The organism is Grimontia indica, assembly GCF_000333895.2.
Taxonomy (GTDB): domain Bacteria; phylum Pseudomonadota; class Gammaproteobacteria; order Enterobacterales; family Vibrionaceae; genus Enterovibrio; species Enterovibrio indicus.
Genome location: NZ_ANFM02000052.1, coordinates 1 through 19,358, shown reverse-complemented (window position 1 = coordinate 19,358; position 19,358 = coordinate 1). Strand labels below are relative to the sequence as shown.

The window sequence follows — 19,358 nt, the reverse complement described above, 5'->3', positions numbered from 1 at the left end:
AGCGGGGCTTTTTAGCGTTAACGTGACGCTCTTATCTAAGTGCTCAGCGTTATTGATTAGTGGTCTTGCGCTTCACCCGCACCGCCAGGGATACGAACGTGCTCAACCAGATCTTTAACGTGTTGTGGGGTTTCTGCGGTAACGCGGGAAACCGCGATAGCTACTGTGAAGTTCACGAGCGCACCAATAGCACCGAATGCATTTGGCTCAATGCCCAGGAACCAGTTACTGCCCCAGCTTTCCAGGTATTTCCAGTCCGCGATGAACAGGATGCCTTTGTGCTGGAATACGTAGAACAGTGTCACACTGATACCTGCGATCATACCGGCAATCGCACCTTCCTTGTTGATGGACTTGGAGAAGATACCCATCATCAGTGCAGGGAAGATTGACGAGGCGGCCAAGCCAAAGGCGAGGGCGACCGTACCGGCTGCGAAGCCCGGTGGATGGAGACCCAGATAACCCGCGAAGGCAATCGCTACCGCCATCGCAATCCGGCTCGCCATGAGCTCATTTTTCTCTGAAATATCAGGCCTGAAGACCCCTTTCAACAAGTCATGCGATACCGCCGACGAGATAGCCAGAAGCAGACCTGCTGCTGTTGACAGTGCCGCTGCCAGACCACCCGCTGCAACCAGCGCGATAACCCAGTTAGGGAGTTTCGCGATTTCAGGGTTCGCCAGAACCATGATGTCACGGTCAACTTTCAGCTCGTTCGTAGACTTATCAGAGGTGTAGTTGATCTTGCCGTCGTTGTTCTTGTCATCAAAGCCAAGCAGACCCGTTTTTTCCCAGTTCTTGAACCAGTCAGGACGCTCGTCATAAGCAAGGTGCTGGCCTGGTGCAGGGTTAACGGTGTCCATCAAGTTCAGACGCGCCATTGCTGCAACTGCTGGTGCAGTGGTGTACAGAATCGCGATGAAGAACAGTGCCCAACCTGCAGAGATACGCGCATCACGTACTTTTGGTACTGTGAAGAAACGAATGATGACGTGTGGTAGACCTGCAGTACCGATCATCAGTGACATGGTGTAAACGAACATGTTAAGGGTGTCACCGCGGACTGATGTGGTGTATTCACTGAACCCAAGTTCAGAGACCACCTGATCGAGCCGGTCGAGCAAATAGGTATCCGTACCGGACATGGTACTACCCAAACCAATTTGTGGCAGAGGGTGGCCAGTCAGTTGCAGCGAGATAAAGATAGCTGGAATGGTGTATGCCAGGATCAGGACACAGTACTGAGCAATCTGGGTGTAGGTGATACCTTTCATGCCGCCAAGTACGGCGTACATGAATACGATAGCCATACCGATGTAAAGGCCTGTTGCGTAGTCAACTTCCAGGAAGCGACCAAATGCCACGCCCACACCTTTCATCTGACCGATAACGTAAGTCACCGATGCGATGATCAGACAGATTACGGCTACCACACGTGCTGTGTTCGAATAGAAACGCTCACCGATGAACTCTGGAACAGTGAACTTACCGAACTTACGCAGGTAAGGCGCAAGCAGCAGTGCCAGAAGTACGTAGCCGCCTGTCCAGCCCATCAGGAATACAGAACCGCCGTATCCCATAAAGCCAATCAGACCTGCCATTGAAATAAACGAAGCTGCAGACATCCAGTCCGCTGCCGTTGCCATACCGTTTGCAACAGGGTTTACACCACCGCCAGCAACATAGAACTCTTTGGTAGAACCTGCGCGGGCCCAGATTGCGATCCCGATATAGAGAACGAATGTGAAACCTACGACAAGGTAAGTAACGGTTTTCAAATCCATGACTACTGCTCCTTACTCGTCATCATCTACGCCAAACTCTTTATCGAGTTTGCGCATCTGAAAGGCGTAAATAAAAATGATGGCCAAGAAGGTATAAATTGACCCCTGTTGTGCGAACCAGAAGCCCAGCTTATAGCCGCCGATACGAATTTCATTGAGTTGATCAACAAACAGGATGCCGCATCCAAACGACACCACGAACCAAACGGCAAGCAAATAAATCATCAGCCTGACGTTCTTTTGCCAATAGGCTTTGGCGTTATCTTGTTTCTGTTCCTCAGACATCACCATCTCCTTAAGTGACGAGTTAACGGATTGTTACGATTCGACAATAGCAGCCAAGGTACAAGGAGACACTGCAACTTTAGTCGACTGAGAAATGAGGCTAACCCCCTGCTATCAGGGGGTTTCTGTGATTTGAGACAAGGAAATATCGTGTTAATGAAATGTTAAGCTAGACCAAGGTCTAATAGGCTTTAGGCTAAGGTGTAAAAGTCGAGTATGCCTTGTAGCAAATTACTTGTTGCAACGGCTGCAAGGATGAGACCCATAACGCGGCTTATGATCGAAGCGCCCACGCGGCCGATGATTCGATGGATAAATCCAGCGCTGAAAAGCAGTAATAAAGTGACGATTAATACCAGTAGCATAATGCCTGCGGTGACAACTTGTTCCATTACGGCGAAACGATGATTGTCGGTCAACATGACAATCGCCATCATGGCACCTGGTGAGGCGATAGAAGGCACCGCCAAAGGATATACCGCCGCTTCGGCCAGATCAGAATGTGAGAGTGAGTGACTGCATAGTTTGGTTTCCTGATCGGGTTTGCTTTCACCAAAAATCATGCTCAAGGCAAACAGTAGTAATACAAGCCCACCTGCTGCCTGAAAGGCAGGTAAAGGGATTTGCATGGCTTCCAGTAAAAACTGCCCGGCAATCAGAAAGAACAGTAGTATCAGCGTTGCAATACCAACGGCTTTCAAAGCCACGATTCGCCGTTGCTTTTCAGTCATATGGCTGGTTTGTGAGAGATAAACAGGGACTGAGCCAATAGGATCGATAACAGCCCAGAGAACAACAAATTGGGTGATAAGTGCGCTTAACATGTTGGCCTCCTTGGAACCAAGAGAAGGTCAATTAGGGCTCGTCAGGACGACGAGCCATGAGGCGTGATTGTACACGAGTTGACTGAACGGCGCCTGAAGGGGATTGAGAAAATCTTCGATTTAGTGTGCGGGGAGACGTTAAGCGTCTTGGTCCATTTGCTGCAAGAGAATGACCGCTTGAGTGCGGTTTTTCACCCCAAGTTTGCGGAAAATGGCTGTCATATGAGCCTTAATCGTTGCTTCAGACACATCTAGTTCATAGGCAATCTGCTTGTTCAGCAGGCCATCATTGAGCATGTTGAGTACTTTGTATTGCTGCGGCGTGAGAGAAGAGATTTTATCCATCAGTGACTCTTCATCGCTGTCATCACTGAAATCAATCCCGGCAGGGAAACAGGTTTCACCCTCAAGCACGTGGTTGAGGCTGTTAATCAGCTCGCGCATGTCGCTGGATTTCGGAATAAAACCAATCGCGCCATTGGCTTTCACCTGACGGACCACACTGGCCTCTTCACTGGCTGAAATCACTACGATGGGGAGCTCTGGGTATTGGACACGAAGGTGGATAAGACCGGACATGCCATTAGCGCCGGGCATTTTCAGATCCAGCAGCAGCAAATCAATGTCGGGTTCTTTTTCAAGCAGGGCAGTCAGACTGTCTAGCGAGTCTGCTTCCAGCAAATTGGCACCACTGATCGCCATATGCACAGATTGAAACAGTGCATTGCGAAACAAAGGGTGGTCGTCAGCGATGACAATGGTGTATTGAGCGTCCATGGCGATTTCGTTAATACCTCTTTAACAAAAACGCTAACACCGGGGTAGGGATTGATCAATTTGCATAGGTGGGAAGTAAGAGCTTGATCCCCCGTCATTTGTGGGCAATGTCGAGGCGATCAAGTTTGTGTGCAATCAGCCTTGTTTGTTAATCAACTGATTTTGCTCAAGATGGGAAAGGAAGGGTTTAGCTTCCATAAATCCGGTCAAACGCGCATCAGGAAGTGGATTCCCGTTGGCATCCCAAAAATCGATAGTGGGTAAGCCCAGCACGTTAAGGGAAGTCAGCATTTTGATGTCTTGCGGGCGGTTGGCCGTCACATCAGCCTGCAGCAAAACGAAGTTTTTAAGCTCCGGTGCCACGTTCGCATCGTGGAAGGTGTACTTCTCAAACTCCTTACACGCCACGCACCAGTCGGCGTAGAAATCCAGCATCACAGGCTTGCCTGCGGATTTGGCTGCCGCGAGTTCTCGGTTTAGATCGTCGATATTGGCAATCTTAATGAACCCGACCGATGGCACTTCGGCTTTCGCAGCAGGCGTAAATACGGCGTTATAGGTGTAAGCTGCGCCCCCACTCAGGCCGAGGATCGCGATAATTCCGAGTGCACTGGCGAGCTTGCCTGGCTGGAGTGTACGGCTGATGTGATACAACCAGCCGAGTGATATCAACATCCATGCTGCCCACAGCCACACGCTGACGCTTTCTGGCAGCAGACGCTCCAGCAGGAAGATAGGCGCTGCCAAGAGCACCAGACCGAAGAAGACTTTGACTCTGTCCATCCAGCCGCCAGCTTTTGGCAGCAGTTTGTTTCCAAACATCGCCGCGATGATAAGTGGAATGCCCATACCCAATGCCAGTGCGTAGAGTGTAACTGCACCTGTCAGAAGATCACCGCTTTGAGCGACATACAAAAGTGCTCCGGACAGTGGCGCAGTGGTACATGGCGAGCAAATCAACCCGGAGATCGCGCCCATGGTGAACACACCAAGGTTGCTTCCGCCTTTTTGCTGGTTGCTGATTTCGCTTAGCTTGGTTTGAAGACTGGCCGGAAGTTGCAGGTTAAACACGCCAAACATCGACAGTGCCAGCAGCACAAAGAGCGCACTCAAGCCAATCAACACATAAGGGTGTTGGAAAGCCGCCTGAAACTGTAAGCCAGCCGAAGCGACAACCAGTCCTAGCAGGGTGTAAGTCAGCGCCATACCCTGTACATAGAGCATGGAAAGACGGAAGGTCTGCCCATGAGTTTTCTTACCGCCACCCAATACGATACCGGTCAAAATCGGGTACATCGGCAGCACACATGGTGTAAACGCCAAACCAATGCCCAAGCCTAAAAACAGCAAAGGCTGCCACCAGTTATCGGCGAGGCTGCTCACTTCTGTGGAAGACGAACTTGAGCCAGAGGTGGCTGGTTTTGCGGGTTCAACTGGTGCGCTGACAACAGGTGCTGGTGGCGCTTCACTGCCAGCGGCTACTGCGATTAATGGGACGGTGACAGTTTCTGGCGGGTAACAGAATCCCGCTTCTGCACAGCCTTGGTAGGTCACTTTCAGCAGCGAGTTATCCGTCGCTTCAAGCAAAGGTACTGATACTGTCAGCGGCTCTTTGTAAATCGAGACCTCGCCGAAGAACTCGTCTTCGTAAGGCTGTCCCTGACGCATATCCAGCGCGCCAATTCTGGCGTCTTCACTGGGAACGACTTCTATTTTGTCCTGATAGAGGTAGTAACCAGGCAGAACCTGCCAATCGAGATATACCCGATCGCCTTGCTGGGTAAAGTTGAAAGTAAATGCCTGATCTACCGGAACGAACGCAGGCGCATTGCCCGCCGCCGGTGTCGGAGAATTGAAAAGGGTAAATTCCGCCTTGGCGGGAAGGGCACTTATCAGCGCCAGCGCAAAAATCGCAAAAAGTCGTGAGCCTATTTTGGACATAGCCTTCATCAAAACGGTTTCTTAAAAATTGAATGAACTATATCACTGAGACCGGGAAAGCCCGAATTCGTTTCCAACGAAGATCGCATAATGAAAAAGGACGCCAAAGCGTCCTTTTTCATCGCCTTTGTTTTGGGTTACAGCACAATGCCGCCTACCACAAAGCCCAGAACAACAGCAGTGGCGATGGTGACCACGCCTGGAATGAAGAACGGGTGGTTGAAGACCAGATTACCGATACGGGTTGAACCTGTATCGTCCATTTCAACCGCGGCCAACAGTGTTGGGTAAGTTGGCAGAACGAACAGTGCACTCACTGCCGCAAACGAAGCAATCGCTGTCAGAGGGGCAACGCCAATCGCCAATGCTGCAGGCATCAGGGCAACCGTGGTCGCACCTTGTGAGTAGAGCAGCATCGAAGCAAAGAACAGCACCATAGCCAGCATCCATGGGTAGTCAGACAGCAAGGTGCCCGCGACTTCTTTAATGCCTTCAACATGGGCGTTCACAAAGGTTGAACCTAACCAAGCCACACCCAGTACACACACACACGCTGTCATACCTGAGCGGAAAGTCGGTGCAGATGGGATTTTCGATGCGTCGATTTTGGTAGTTGCAACAATCAGCGCCGCCGCCGCCAGCATGAAGGTCATGATGGCTTCGTTACGACCCAGCGTTGGGTTTTCGATCAGGCCGATTGAGCCTGAAATCGCTGCGGCGTAAGCCACCACCAGCACGATGGCACCCAGGAAGATGTACGTTGCTTTTTTCGCAGTAGGTGCGATCTCACGCTTGGTGGTGCCCTGCAGTTTGATCAGACCCTTTTCCAGACGCTCCTGGTAAACCGGATCATCTTTCAGTTCACAACCCAGGAAATTCGCCACAAATGCGCCTGCCATACAAGCGATGAATGTGGTTGGAATACAGATAGCCAGCAGAGTCAGGTAACCGATACCCAGCGGCTCAAGAATGCCAGAGAAGAACACCACAGCCGCAGAGATTGGAGACGCTGTGATCGCGATTTGAGACGCAACAACCGCGATAGAAAGTGGGCGTGATGGACGGATGCCTTGCTCTTTCGCCACTTCTGCAATCACCGGAAGGGTGGAGAACGCAGTGTGGCCAGTACCTGCCATCAGCGTCATCAGATAAGTGACGATCGGTGCGTAGAAGGTAATTTGTTTAGGATTCTTACGAAGAAAATCTTCGGCTTTCTCAACCAACCAGTCCATACCGCCAGCAACCTGCATTGCTGCAATTGCGGTGATCACAGACATGATGATCAAGATAACGTCGATAGGGATATAGCTTTGCGAGGTTGGCATTCCCAAGAATAAGGACAGAGCAACAACACCCGCGCCACCGGCCAAGCCGATACCAATACCGCCAATCCGTGCGCCCAGATAGATGAACGCAAGAACGACGAACAACTCCACTGCTACCATGGGTAACTCCTGTTCAGATTATTAATACAAAAAATAAAAACCAAACGGAGTCACTGTCTTAAGGTGTTCATTGCCTTGTAAAAACTAGGGTTTTTAGGGCGCAGTGAATGTAAAAAAGTACCTACGTTTGGGCTTTAAAGCCCAGATGTTCAAAACAGCTGGGCAGAAAACTAAAAAAGGGTACTCATCGTGAGTACCCATTCTTTCAACGCTTAGTTATAGCGCTTCGCTTTATATTGCGGATGCATCAAGTTTTCGACGGAGAAGATATCATCGAGTTGCTCTTCCGTCAGCAATCCTCTTTCCAAGACCACTTCACGGACGCTCTTACCGGTTTCGGCACAAATCTTACCGACGATGTCACCTTCGTGGTGACCAATGAACGGGTTCAGGTAAGTGACGATACCGATGGAGTTGTAAACGAAGGCTTCACAGATTTCTTTGTTGACTGTGATGCCGTTGATGCACTTCTCGCCCAGATTCACACAGGCGTTAGACAGGATTTCGATAGACTCGAACAGCGCTTGACCAATTACTGGCTCCATCACGTTCAGCTGCAGTTGACCGGCTTCTGCCGCGAAGGTCACCGTGGTGTCGTTACCGATCACCTTAAAGCACACTTGATTAACCACTTCTGGGATCACCGGGTTTACTTTCGCTGGCATGATAGAAGAACCCGCCTGCATTTCCGGCAGGTTGATTTCGTTGAAGCCAGCGCGAGGACCAGAAGACAGCAAACGCAGGTCATTACAGATCTTCGAGAGTTTCACCGCCAGACGCTTCAGTGCGCCGTGAACCATCACATAAGCGCCACAGTCAGAAGTCGCTTCAATCAAGTCTTCCGCAGGGGTGCAGTTCAGACCCGTCACTTCTGCCAGACGCTGAACCGCCAGTTGTTGGTAACCTGCTGCAGCGTTGAGGCCTGTACCGATAGCGGTCGCGCCCAGATTCACCTCAAGAAGTAGTTCTGCGGTGTATTTCAGGTTCTTCACTTCTTCTTTCAGAAGAACGGCAAATGCGTGGAATTCTTGACCTACTGTCATAGGTACTGCGTCCTGAAGCTGGGTACGGCCCATTTTCAGCACGCCTTTGAATTCGGTTGCTTTACCGTCGAATTCGTTTTGCAGATAGTCGATGGATTCGATCAACTTCAGGATGCTGTTGTAAACCGCAATACGGAAACCGGTTGGGTAAGCACAATTGGTCGACTGGCTCTTGTTCACATGGTCGTTAGGGTTAACAACGTCGTAGTCACCCTTTTCTTTACCCATCAGTTCCAGTGCCAGGTTCGCGATCACTTCGTTCGCGTTCATGTTCACAGACGTGCCTGCGCCACCTTGGTAAACGTCAGATGGGAACTGATCCATGCATTTGCCGGTTTCCAGAATCGCATCACACGCTTTGATGATGTAATCGCCCACTTCAGCTGGGATAACACCCAGTTCTTTGTTCGCCATCGCAGCGGCTTTCTTGGTGAAGACCATGCCACGCACAAATTCTGGTACATCAGAAATCGTGGTACGGGAGATATTGAAGTTCTCAACAGCGCGAAGGGTATGAATACCGTAATACGCATCAGACGGCACATGGCGTTCGCCAAGCAAGTCTTCTTCGATACGGGTCGCTAAAAGAGGGTTGGTCAGGTTATTTTCGAAATCAATCGTCTGAGACATGATTTGGCCCTAAATGAAATTTATATTGGTTATTCTGTAGCCAACAATTTCGCTGTAGAGTCCATTCATCAGAGATTTTGGCTGGGTGATCGATGTTTTACACCCGGTTTATGCTGGATGATTCTACTCCTCCGTTGCGGTAAAAACATGAGAAAGATCACCAATCAAAGCAAAGCGGAACGATTTGCATAGAACTGTGATCCAGATCGTTAGACAGCTTGTTTGTCTTTGTTTCCTATTGTTTTATCTGTCAGCCGAAAAGTATTGATACAGTTAAATTCTGTACAATACCCGCGTACATTGTTTAAAACCAAGCTACAAACAGATCTCCTTTAATGAGGGGAAATAACGACGCTGTCGATGCAATCATTGAGTCCAGTGTTACTATGATGGTTCGACACGAATATGAGGTTTTGCTGTGTTTCCAATTTTGCTGTTGATGTTCATTACTGTCCCTGTGATTGAAATTGCTCTGTTTATTCAGGTCGGTGGCGTGTTGGGACTTTGGCCGACGGTTGCGCTGATTTTACTGACCGCTGTGGTGGGCGCCTCATTGGTGCGCAGTCAGGGGCTGCAGACTTTACTGACAGTGCAGCAGCGCATGAATCAGGGCGAGTTACCGGCACAGCAAATCATTGAAGGTGTGATGCTGGCAGTGGCAGGCGTGCTGCTTCTGACTCCCGGCTTTATGACCGATGCTATGGGTATGGCGGTGTTATTGCCTTGGCCGCGAGCTTGGTTGGCAAAACAGTTTATGAGTAAGGTGAAAGTGGCTGGATTTCAAAGTGGATTTGGTGGTCAACCAGGTCAGGGGCCATTTGGCGGACAGGACCCGTTTAACCGCGGCCCTCATCAAGGTTCGAATGATGGTGGCAACACCTTCGAAGGTGAATATCAGCGAAAAGATGAAGATCGCGATCGCTTGAACTGATGCTACGGAATTCATGAAAAACGCCATCCTTCGGGATGGCGTTTTGCGTTGTGGTTTTTTCTTATTCCTGCAGCTCAGGACGCTCTTTGTATTGTTCCAGCGACTCTGGGTTATCCAGCGCGCTGAGCTGAGCGACCGCGCGGCCATGAACCACATCGCGAACTGCCAGTTCGGCGAGTTTTCCTGATTTGGTGCGCGGAATGTCTGTGATAGGAATAATTTTTGCCGGCACATGGCGCGGCGTACAACTGGTGCGGATAGTGCTGCGAATTTTGCGCTCCAGATTGTCGTTGAGGTCGACACCAGGCTTGAGTTTCACAAACAGAACCACACGGACATCCTTCATCCAGTCCTGCCCAATCACGACAGAATCGAGTACTTCATCCAGTTGGTTCACATGACGGTAAATCTCTGCGGTACCGATGCGCACGCCACCTGGATTGAGGATTGCGTCTGAGCGCCCAAAGAACACCATTCCGCCTTCGTGAGTGAGTTCGACATAATCTCCATGGAACCAGATATCTTCAATCTTGTCCCAATAAGCCTTGTGGTAACGGGTGCCGTCGTTGTCATTCCAAAATCCTACCGGCTGATTGGGGAAGCTGTTACAGCACACCAATTCGCCTTTCTCACCCTGAACCGGATTGCCTTCATTGTTGAAGACTTCGACATCCAGGCCCAGCCCCCTAACCTGGCTTTGACCGCGGTGAACAGGGGAAATCGGGCTGCCGAGCACGAAGCAACCGCAGATGTCTGTGCCACCTGCGATGGAGCTTAATTGTAGGTCTTGTTTGATGTGGCTGTAGACCCAGTCGAACTGCTCAGGTGCCAGTACTGAGCCAGTAGAACAAAGTGCGCGGAGCGACGAAAGACTGTGCTCGTCCATTGGGCTGTATTCTTGCTTTTCCAGCGCTTCGAGGTATTTGGCGGACGTGCCGAAAAGCGTCACTTTTTGTGCATCGGTCAAACGCCAGAGTACGCCGGCATCGGGATAAAACGGTGAACCGTCAAACAGCACCAGCGTCGCGCCGCTTAAAAGGCCACTGGCGAGCCAGTTCCACATCATCCAGCCACAGGTCGTGAAGTAGAAAACCTTGTCGCCCGGTTTGACATCAGAATGGAGTTGGTGCTCTTTGAGGTGGTTGAGCAACATGCCGCCCACACTGTGGATGATGCACTTTGGTTTGCCTGTGGTGCCGGAGGAATACAGCACGTACATCGGGTCGTTAAAGCCTACGCGGGTAAACGTCAGTGGCTCAGCCGGTTTGGAAACAATGGCTTTCCAGCAGGTTTCATCGCTGTTGGGAGCAGTGCCGCCTACATACGGGATCACCACCATGTGGGTGATGTTTTCCACGCCTTCACGCACGGCGCGCGCTTTGGTTAGGTTATCGTGGGTTTTGCCGTTGTAGTGGTAAGCATCGGTGGTGAACAGCACTTTGGGTTGAGTCTGGCCGAAACGGTCGAGCACGCTATCGATACCAAAATCCGGCGAGGTCGAGGTCCAAATTGCCCCAAGGGAAGACGTCGCCAGCATGGCGACTACGGTTTCTGCGATGTTCGGCAGATACCCTGCCACGACATCGCCTTTTTCCACACCGCATTCTTTTAGGTAGGCTGCGATGCCGCTGACCTGACGTTCAATATCTGCCCATGACAGACGAATAGCGGATTCGTCTTCACCAGAAAACACGATGGCGTCTTTTCCGGGCATGTCTTTCACCCATTGCATCACGTTTTCGGCAAAGTTGACTTCAGCATCCGGGAACCAGATGCTGTTTTTATTCGGGTCGTTTTCCGGGCGGCTGATAACACGCTCTCCGCGTTCACCGACCACGCTCGCAAAGGTCCACAGTGTTTCCCAAAACGCTTCACTGTGTTTGACCGACCAGTCATAAAGCTGGTCGTAGTTGGTCAGACTTAGCGCGTACTGTCTGTTGACCTCATTGATAAAGTCAGTGAGGTTGGCATTGGCGATACGCGATGCGCTGGGTCGCCAAAGAGGCTGCTCTGACATGCTGTCTCCTAAACATTGTCTGGGTGCGCTTGCTCAAAGGCGGGTAACCCTTGGCAGCGCTGTTCTATTTCTTTCAGTGTCGGGTAAGGAGTCAGATCGAGTGAAAACCGGCGGGCGTTAAACAGTTGAGGAACCAGACAAATATCAGCAAGGGTGGGAATGTCATCACAGCAGAAAGCCGTTTGTGAGCTTTCTACTTTCTTTTCAACCGCCGCCAGCCCGGCTTTCAGCCAGTGCAGATACCAGTCCAGTTTTTCTTCCTCGCTGTGGCCCATGGAACCGGTGAGGTGTTTGAGTACCCGAAGGTTGTTAAGCGGATGGATGTCACAGGCAATGTCGAGCGCAAGGGCACGGCATTTCGCCCGGGCTGCATGGTCGGCAGGCAACAGCGAAGGAGAAGGGTAAACCTCCTCCAGATATTCAATGATAGCCAGCGACTGGGTTAGAACCTGACCGTTATCAACCAGTGTCGGTACCAGCCCGGTAGGGTTCAGGGCCAGATAATTGTCGCCACGTTGATCGCCGTCCAGCAAAGAGACGACCTGTGATTGATAATTCAGCCCCTTGAGATTCAGCGCAATGCGAACACGGTATGACGCCGAGGATTTACTGTAGTCATAAAGCTTCACTGCGTGCGTTCCCTTTATTACCTATACGGGACAACTTCCTGATCAATCTTGCCAAAGATTGAACGACCTTCCTTGTCATGCATCTCGATACTGACCTTATCACCATAGAGTAGAAACGGCGTTTTCGGTGACCCAAGATCCAGAATTTCCAACATTCGTCTCTCTGCAATGCAACAGGAACCCTTTGATCGATCAAGGTTTGATACCGTTCCTGACCCAATAATGGTGCCAGCGCCTAAATGACGACTTTTGGCTGCGTGGGCAACGAGTTCTGCAAAATCAAACGTCATGTCCACGCCTGCATTGGGGGCGCCGAATTGTTCGCCATTGAGGAATACTTCCAGTGGCAGATGCACTTTGTTTTCCTGCCAGCTTTCACCCAGCTCATCAGGTGTCACTGCCACCGGAGAGAATGAAGAGGCCGGTTTGGATTGGAAGAAACCAAAGCCTTTGGCAAGCTCACTTGGGATCAGGTTTCGAAGCGAGACATCATTCACCAGCATCAGCAGTTTGATGTGGCTACCAGCCTTTTCACTGGACGTCGCCATGGCGACATCATCCGTGATCACGGCGACTTCGGCTTCGAAATCACAGCCCCAGGCTTCATCACAAAGCTCAATGTTGTCGCGCGGGCCGATAAATTTGTCAGAAACACCCTGATACATCAAAGGGTCTGTCCAGAAGCTCTCTGGCATGTCTGCGCCGCGGGCTTTACGCACCAGCTCGACATGATTCACGTAAGCGCTGCCGTCCGCCCACTGGAATGCGCGAGGCAGCGGTGACTCGCAGTCAGCGGGATTAAAAGGAAAGCGTTCGCCGACATTATTGTCATTCAAAGCGTCATAACGAGCCTGTAAGAGTGGCGAGAGGGTATCCCACTCATCCAGTGCATCCTGTAGGGTGAGTGCAATATCAGAAGCGTCTACTGCCTGAGTCAGATCGCGTGAGACCAGGATGAGTTTTCCGTCTCGGCGGTGTTTTAGGGAAGCCAGTTTCATCATCTACTCCTTAATCTAATGTCTGCGATCTATTCGCCACGGGGCGGCGTGCGCCAGGACAGGACGTAATCATCGAGTTCGGTTTGTTTCGCTGCTTCGCCCAAATCGAGCGGCATTCGGGTATCAATCATCACCGCGACTTCATCAGTTTCTTTTTTGGTGGCTTTAGCGCCAGCTGCAAAAGCTTTGGGGTGCGGGCCGTGCGGGAAGCCGCAAGGATGCACAGTCACCATGCCGGGGTGAATGTTGTCGCGGCTGAAGAACTCGCCTTTGTGATAGAAGATGACTTCATCATAGTCATCATTGTTGTGATAGAAGGGCACCTTGAGCGCGCCGGGATCGGACTCAATTGGGCGTGGTACAAAGGTACAAATCACAAAGCCATTGGCAACAAAGGTAGTGTGCGCGGAAGGCGGCAGATGATAGCGATGACTCATCAGCGGTCGGATATCACGCCAGTTGAGCCGGAATACGGTGAGGTTCCCTTTCCAGCCCACAGCATCAAGCGGATTGAATGGATAGGTAATGCGGTTCATTGCATTACGGGATTTCAGGTATACCTGCCACGATTTTTCTTCTTGCTGCTGAGCGATGAACGCATCGTCGATCTTGGCATATTCCAGCACTGCTGGATCAAACACAGCATGATCGCCGACGATCCCACGTTCAGCTGTCATATAGGATCCATGAGTGGCTTCAATCATCAGCACAGTAACGGGAGAGTCAGGCTCAATACGCCAATTGGTGGAACGCGGTAAGATCAGGTAATCACCATCGCGAAAACGCAGGTGGCCGTAATCACAAAAGAGTGAACCGGAGCCTTCGTGGATAAACAGGCACTCGTCACCGTCACCATTTCGTACCAGATACTCCATCGCTGTGTCGCAGCGCCAGATCCTGACTTTCACATTGGCATTGGAGAGCAAAAGTGGCGCAGTCAGCGGGTTATCACCCACATCTTCGACTTTGTTGGTATCAAACGCATGAGGGCGGAGATCGCCTTCCCATTCTGTCCAGCCTGTCGGGGCATGTTGATGATACATGTGGGTGGCTGGGCCAAAAAATCCTTCCTTGCCACATTCACGCTCAAAGGTGCCATCGGGCAAATCACAGTGAGCCTGATGTGATGCTTTGCCTTCCACGATAGGAAATGAAAACCACTTTCGCATTTCTCCTCCTGAACTATGCAATGAGTGAGGAATTGAATTATAGTTTCATTTGAAACTAAATTTAGTCTAGCTGCACTGATAACAAAATGGCAACTTATGTGGGTGTTTTGTGCGCTGGCGCATGGGAAGTGAGTTAAGTGTTTGAAGGAGTATGTTGATGGCGTCACCTCTACCGTTTTATCTGGATGACTTTTTGCCCTATAAGCTGGTAAAAGCTGCTGCCCATGTGTCGGATTCTTTGGCTCGGATTTATGAAACTGAGTTTGGGATCAGTCGTCCTGAGTGGCGGATACTCGCCTCAATGGGGGCGAAAGATGGTCTCAATGCCAAATCTTTGGTGACGGAAACCAGTATGGATAAGGTTCGGGTCTCACGCACGTTAAAGGTGTTAGAGGAAAAAGGGCTGGTGGTGAAAGTCAAAGATGAAGCCGATCAGCGCGCGGCCTATTTACATCTAACAGAGGAAGGGGAAGGGCTGTATCTCACCATATTGCCGAAAGCAAAAGCGTGGGAAAGTGCGATGTTAGATGGCATTTCAGAAAAAGAGTACGAAAGTTTTCTTCGTACATTGGATGCTTTGTTGGAGAAAAGCGATGCTGATCCGGCAAGAGCCATTCGCGAACCTTAATCCGGTCAGTGCTTGAGGGGCTCAAGTTTCATCTGTTTGCGAAGCGTTACGGCGTAAAGGTAGGCAAAAATACCCGTGATGCCATTGGCGACTGCAATGCCAATAAACATCCCTTCCGTACCATCAATTAGGCTACCAAGCCAGGCCATAGGAAGCAGTAACACAAACAGTCGAATCAGGTTCATGATGAAGGCATGAACCGGTTTCTTCATTGCGTTTAATGCGCTGACCAGCATCATCATCACGCCTTGCATGCCGTAACTGACGGGTACAACAATCAGGTAATGCCACAGCTTGTTTTGTACGGCTGGTTCCTGACTGAAAATAGCCGCAATCGGCACGCTGAGTGGCACCATGGCCAGAAACACGATGAACTGAAACAGGATAGAAAAACGCATCGCCCGGAATAGCGCTTCGAATGAGCGTGTTGGGTTATTGGCGCCGAAATTCTGTGCCATCAAAGGCGTCAGGGCAGAGGTCAGCGCCATCATAACAATCAACAGCAAAGACTCAACCCGTTGCGCCGCACCATAAGCAGCAACAGCCGCAGTGCCTTGCGCCGCGAGCATGGCCATTAAAATCGCACCGGAAATTGGGTTCAACGCATTAGACAGCGCAGCCGGAGTGCCAATGGCGAGGATATCTTTCCAATCCTGCACAATTTTCGTTGGTGACGGCCAAGCCAGTAGTTTCTCTCTCTTTATTAATACGTACAGCGAGCAAACCAGCGCGCCAGCCCAACTGATCGCACTGGCAATTGCCGCGCCTTTTACACCCAGCGCGGGAATTGGGCCCAGCCCGAAAATCAACAACGGGTCGAGAAGACCATTAATAAAGCCAGCCACGATCATGATCTTGGCAGGGGTTTTGGTGTCACCCGTGGCACGGATGGCGGAGTTGCCTGCCATGGGGATAACTAATAGAGGGATAGTGAGATACCACACCGACATATAGTCATGAATCAGTGGCAACAGGTTTTCATGCGCACCAAGCACCCGGAATAAGGGATTGATCGTTGCCAGACCCAATGCGCTTGCTGCAATCACCAAAATGACCGCGAGCATCAACCCATGCCCTGAAAGACGGGCGGCATCAATTTGGGCGCTTCGACCCAGTAATCGGGCAACGCCAGTAGAGATACCCACACCAATGCCCATGGTGATGCAATTCACCGCAAAGGTGATCGGGAAGGTGAAACTCACCGCAGCCAATGCTTCTGTGCCCAGCAAGGAAATAAAGAAGGTATCGACCAGGTTAAACGCGAGGATTGCGACAAGACCAAACACCATAGGGATGGTCATGTTTTTAAGCGTTTGGTCAATGGGGCCAGAAAGCAGGCCGTGTTTGTCCTTCATTCCAATCTCGATAAGAGGTAGCGCTGGGAAGTCAACAATACGCCAAGGTTGCATATCGTTATGTTTGCTAAGGCACGGCTACCCTAATTCATAGAATGTGATGGAGCAAAAGGTATTGGGTAAAAAAATGGAAAAAATTTGCACTTAGCCCCTTGGGATTGAGATAACCCACCCCCACTTTATACGCAAATTGACTTAATCCTTGATGAGACGCTGTCTATCAAGGATTCAGAAATTTGGAACCTGCATTGTGTGGCAGCTTCCACTTCATTTATCACATGGATCACTACATTTATTCAGGAGACGACCAATGAACATTCGTCCACTACACGATCGAGTAATCGTTGAACGCCAGGAAGTTGAATCAAAATCTGCTGGTGGCATCGTTTTGACTGGTTCTGCTGCAGAAAAATCTACGCGTGGCGTTGTGCTGGCGGTAGGTAAGGGCCGTATTCTTGAAAACGGCAATGTGCAGCCACTGGACGTTAAAGTTGGCGACACTGTGATCTTCTCAGAAGGCTACGGCACGAAGACTGAGAAAATCGACGGTAAAGAAGTCCTGATCCTGTCAGAAAACGACATCATGGCTATCGTTGAGTAATTTCTATTTCATCACTGAAGAACAGATTTAAAAAGGAAGAGAGAAATGGCAGCTAAAGACGTTAAATTTGGCAATGATGCACGCACTAAAATGCTGGAAGGTGTAAACGTTCTGGCAAACGCTGTAAAAGTGACCCTTGGTCCTAAAGGCCGTAACGTTGTTCTGGACAAGTCTTTCGGCGCACCAACCATCACTAAAGATGGTGTGTCTGTCGCGCGCGAAATCGAACTGGAAGACAAATTCCAGAACATGGGCGCTCAAATGGTTAAAGAAGTTGCGTCTAAAGCAAACGACGCAGCGGGTGACGGTACGACTACCGCAACCGTACTGGCGCAGGCAATCGTAGCTGAAGGCTTGAAAGCTGTTGCAGCAGGCATGAACCCAATGGACCTGAAGCGTGGTATCGACAAAGCAGTAGCCGCTGCCGTTGAGCAACTGAAAGAGCTGTCTGTTGAGTGTAACGACACTAAAGCTATCGCACAGGTAGGTACTATCTCTGCTAACTCTGATGAAACCGTAGGTAACATCATTGCAGAAGCGATGGAAAAAGTAGGCCGCGACGGTGTTATCACTGTTGAAGAAGGTCAGTCTCTTCAAGATGAGCTGGATGTGGTTGAAGGTATGCAATTCGACCGTGGCTACCTGTCTCCATACTTCATCAACAACCAAGAGTCTGGTTCTGTTGATCTGGAAAGCCCATTCATCCTGTTGGTTGATAAGAAAGTATCAAACATCCGCGAACTGCTCCCTACGTTGGAAGCGGTAGCGAAATCTTCACGTCCACTGCTGATCATTGCAGAAGACGTAGAAGGTGAAGCGCTGGCAACACTGGTTGTGAACAACATGCGTGGCATCGTGAAAGTTGCAGCGGTTAAAGCACCTGGCTTCGGCGACCGCCGTAAAGCAATGCTGCAAGACATCGCGACACTGACTGCGGGTACCGTTATCTCTGAAGAGATCGGTATGGAGCTGGAAAAAGTGACGCTGGAAGATCTGGGTCAGGCGAAGCGTATTTCTATTACTAAAGAAAACACTACCATCATCGATGGCGCGGGTGACGAAGCTTCTATCCAAGGTCGCGTTGCTCAAATCCGTCAGCAAATCGAAGATGCAACTTCAGACTACGACAAAGAGAAACTGCAAGAGCGCGTTGCGAAACTGGCAGGCGGTGTTGCGGTAATCAAAGTTGGCGCAGCAACTGAAGTTGAAATGAAAGAGAAGAAAGACCGCGTAGAAGATGCACTGCACGCAACCCGCGCAGCTGTTGAAGAAGGCGTGGTTGCTGGTGGTGGTGTTGCACTTATCCGCGCGGCAAGCAAAGTTGTTGACCTGCAAGGTGACAACGAAGAACAAAACGTAGGTATTCGCGTTGCACTGCGTGCAATGGAAGCTCCTATCCGTCAAATCGCACTGAACGCAGGCGACGAAGATTCAGTAGTAGCTAACCAAGTTAAAGGTGGTGAAGGCAACTACGGCTACAACGCAGCGACTGGCGAATACGGCGACATGATTGAAATGGGTATCCTGGATCCAACTAAAGTGACCCGTTCAGCACTTCAGTTCGCAGCTTCTGTAGCAGGTCTGATGATCACTACTGAAGCAATGGTAACTGAACTGCCAAAACAAGATGCCCCAGCAATGCCTGACATGGGCGGCATGGGTGGTATGGGCGGTATGATGTAATCATCCCGTTTCCATGCAAAATAGAAAGAGCCCGCGCAAGCGGGCTTTTTTGTTTTTAAAGAGTGTCTTAACGCATCCCCCGTATTTACTGGGCTAGCGACTTACAGAAATGAGTCAAAAATAACCGTGCGGATTCTTCAACATGTGCTTTACTGAATAGTCTTGCGGTAAACAAAACAGTCATTGAAACGACATATTGTCGAAATCTGGATCGTGGCCTCTGATCCTGATCATCAAAGATCTGCAGAAATCTGTTTATCTTTTATACAAAAATGCTGTTTTTGGGCGTTATTTGAACACTTGAACGCGAAAGTGTGATTTTTTTCAAAAAACCACTTGCGCCAAATTTCGAAGTCCCTATACTGCGCCACATCGACACGGCAAGCGGCTCGCAGAGCAAGCTACCAAGTCAACGTTCTTTAACAATTTGACCTATGCAATCTGTGTGGGCACTCGTGATTGATAGACAAAAGATTTATCGATGTTTACTGAGTGACCAAACGAAATAACTTCGGTTATATCGGCACAGTCAATTCGTTTTGCTTCTGCTTTTATAAAAAGCGGAGACAAAACAACAACAGTATTTCATCGAGCCAAAAACTTTAATTGAAGAGTTTG

At 50.1% G+C, this 19,358-nt stretch carries 16 protein-coding genes; 4 read left to right on the top strand and 12 right to left on the bottom strand.

The window, feature by feature from the left end; translation table 11 throughout:
* Positions 1-56 precede the first annotated feature (56 nt).
* From D515_RS22565 to aspA, 7 genes are all read right to left on the bottom strand, one after another.
* A complete protein-coding gene (locus tag D515_RS22565) occupies positions 57-1,784 on the bottom strand; it encodes a sodium:solute symporter family protein (protein ID WP_002541988.1) in 1,728 nt (575 codons plus the stop codon).
* A 12-nt stretch (positions 1,785-1,796) separates the two neighbouring features.
* Positions 1,797-2,069, bottom strand: coding sequence for a DUF4212 domain-containing protein (locus D515_RS22560; RefSeq protein ID WP_002541987.1), 273 nt, complete (start codon positions 2,067-2,069; stop codon positions 1,797-1,799).
* Positions 2,070-2,260: 191 nt separating this feature from the next.
* Complete coding sequence (locus D515_RS22555) at positions 2,261-2,893, bottom strand: MarC family protein (RefSeq protein ID WP_002541986.1); 633 nt, start codon at positions 2,891-2,893, stop codon at positions 2,261-2,263.
* Between the two features lie 138 nt (positions 2,894-3,031).
* Positions 3,032-3,670, bottom strand: a complete 639-nt coding sequence (locus D515_RS22550; protein ID WP_002541985.1) for a response regulator transcription factor — start codon at positions 3,668-3,670, stop codon at positions 3,032-3,034.
* 135 nt (positions 3,671-3,805) lie between these two features.
* Complete coding sequence (locus D515_RS22545) at positions 3,806-5,620, bottom strand: protein-disulfide reductase DsbD (protein WP_002541984.1); 1,815 nt, start codon at positions 5,618-5,620, stop codon at positions 3,806-3,808.
* A gap of 128 nt (positions 5,621-5,748) precedes the next feature.
* Positions 5,749-7,056, bottom strand: coding sequence for an anaerobic C4-dicarboxylate transporter (locus tag D515_RS22540; protein WP_002541983.1), 1,308 nt, complete (start codon positions 7,054-7,056; stop codon positions 5,749-5,751).
* 212 nt (positions 7,057-7,268) lie between these two features.
* Complete coding sequence (gene aspA / locus D515_RS22535) at positions 7,269-8,729, bottom strand: aspartate ammonia-lyase (RefSeq protein WP_002541982.1); 1,461 nt, start codon at positions 8,727-8,729, stop codon at positions 7,269-7,271.
* 418 nt (positions 8,730-9,147) lie between these two features.
* Here aspA and D515_RS22530 point away from each other — a divergent pair, with 418 nt between their 5' ends.
* A complete protein-coding gene (locus tag D515_RS22530; protein WP_002541981.1) occupies positions 9,148-9,660 on the top strand; it encodes an FxsA family protein in 513 nt (170 codons plus the stop codon).
* A 61-nt stretch (positions 9,661-9,721) separates the two neighbouring features.
* Here D515_RS22530 and D515_RS22525 read toward each other — a convergent pair whose 3' ends face one another.
* From D515_RS22525 to D515_RS22510, 4 genes are read right to left on the bottom strand one after another with little or no spacing between them, the layout of a single operon-like run.
* A complete protein-coding gene (locus D515_RS22525; protein ID WP_002541980.1) occupies positions 9,722-11,677 on the bottom strand; it encodes an acetoacetate--CoA ligase in 1,956 nt (651 codons plus the stop codon).
* Positions 11,678-11,685: 8 nt separating this feature from the next.
* The gene (gene maiA, locus D515_RS22520; protein ID WP_002541979.1) at positions 11,686-12,306 is read right to left on the bottom strand and encodes a maleylacetoacetate isomerase; all 621 of its coding nucleotides are present in this window, start codon (positions 12,304-12,306) and stop codon (positions 11,686-11,688) included.
* A gap of 17 nt (positions 12,307-12,323) precedes the next feature.
* Positions 12,324-13,304: a fumarylacetoacetate hydrolase family protein gene (locus D515_RS22515; protein ID WP_002541978.1), complete on the bottom strand. Its 981-nt coding sequence runs from the start codon at positions 13,302-13,304 to the stop codon at positions 12,324-12,326.
* Between the two features lie 29 nt (positions 13,305-13,333).
* Positions 13,334-14,473, bottom strand: coding sequence for a homogentisate 1,2-dioxygenase (locus D515_RS22510; RefSeq protein WP_002541977.1), 1,140 nt, complete (start codon positions 14,471-14,473; stop codon positions 13,334-13,336).
* 157 nt (positions 14,474-14,630) lie between these two features.
* Here D515_RS22510 and D515_RS22505 point away from each other — a divergent pair, with 157 nt between their 5' ends.
* Complete coding sequence (locus D515_RS22505) at positions 14,631-15,101, top strand: MarR family winged helix-turn-helix transcriptional regulator (RefSeq protein WP_002541976.1); 471 nt, start codon at positions 14,631-14,633, stop codon at positions 15,099-15,101.
* Between the two features lie 5 nt (positions 15,102-15,106).
* Here D515_RS22505 and D515_RS22500 read toward each other — a convergent pair whose 3' ends face one another.
* On the bottom strand, positions 15,107-16,456 hold the full coding sequence (locus D515_RS22500) for an MATE family efflux transporter (protein ID WP_039850574.1): 1,350 nt from the start codon (positions 16,454-16,456) through the stop codon (positions 15,107-15,109).
* 310 nt (positions 16,457-16,766) lie between these two features.
* Here D515_RS22500 and D515_RS22495 point away from each other — a divergent pair, with 310 nt between their 5' ends.
* Entirely contained in the window at positions 16,767-17,057 is a 291-nt protein-coding gene (locus D515_RS22495; RefSeq protein WP_002541974.1) for a co-chaperone GroES, read from the top strand.
* 45 nt (positions 17,058-17,102) lie between these two features.
* Positions 17,103-18,740, top strand: coding sequence for a chaperonin GroEL (groL, locus tag D515_RS22490; protein ID WP_002541973.1), 1,638 nt, complete (start codon positions 17,103-17,105; stop codon positions 18,738-18,740).
* Positions 18,741-19,358 lie beyond the last annotated feature (618 nt).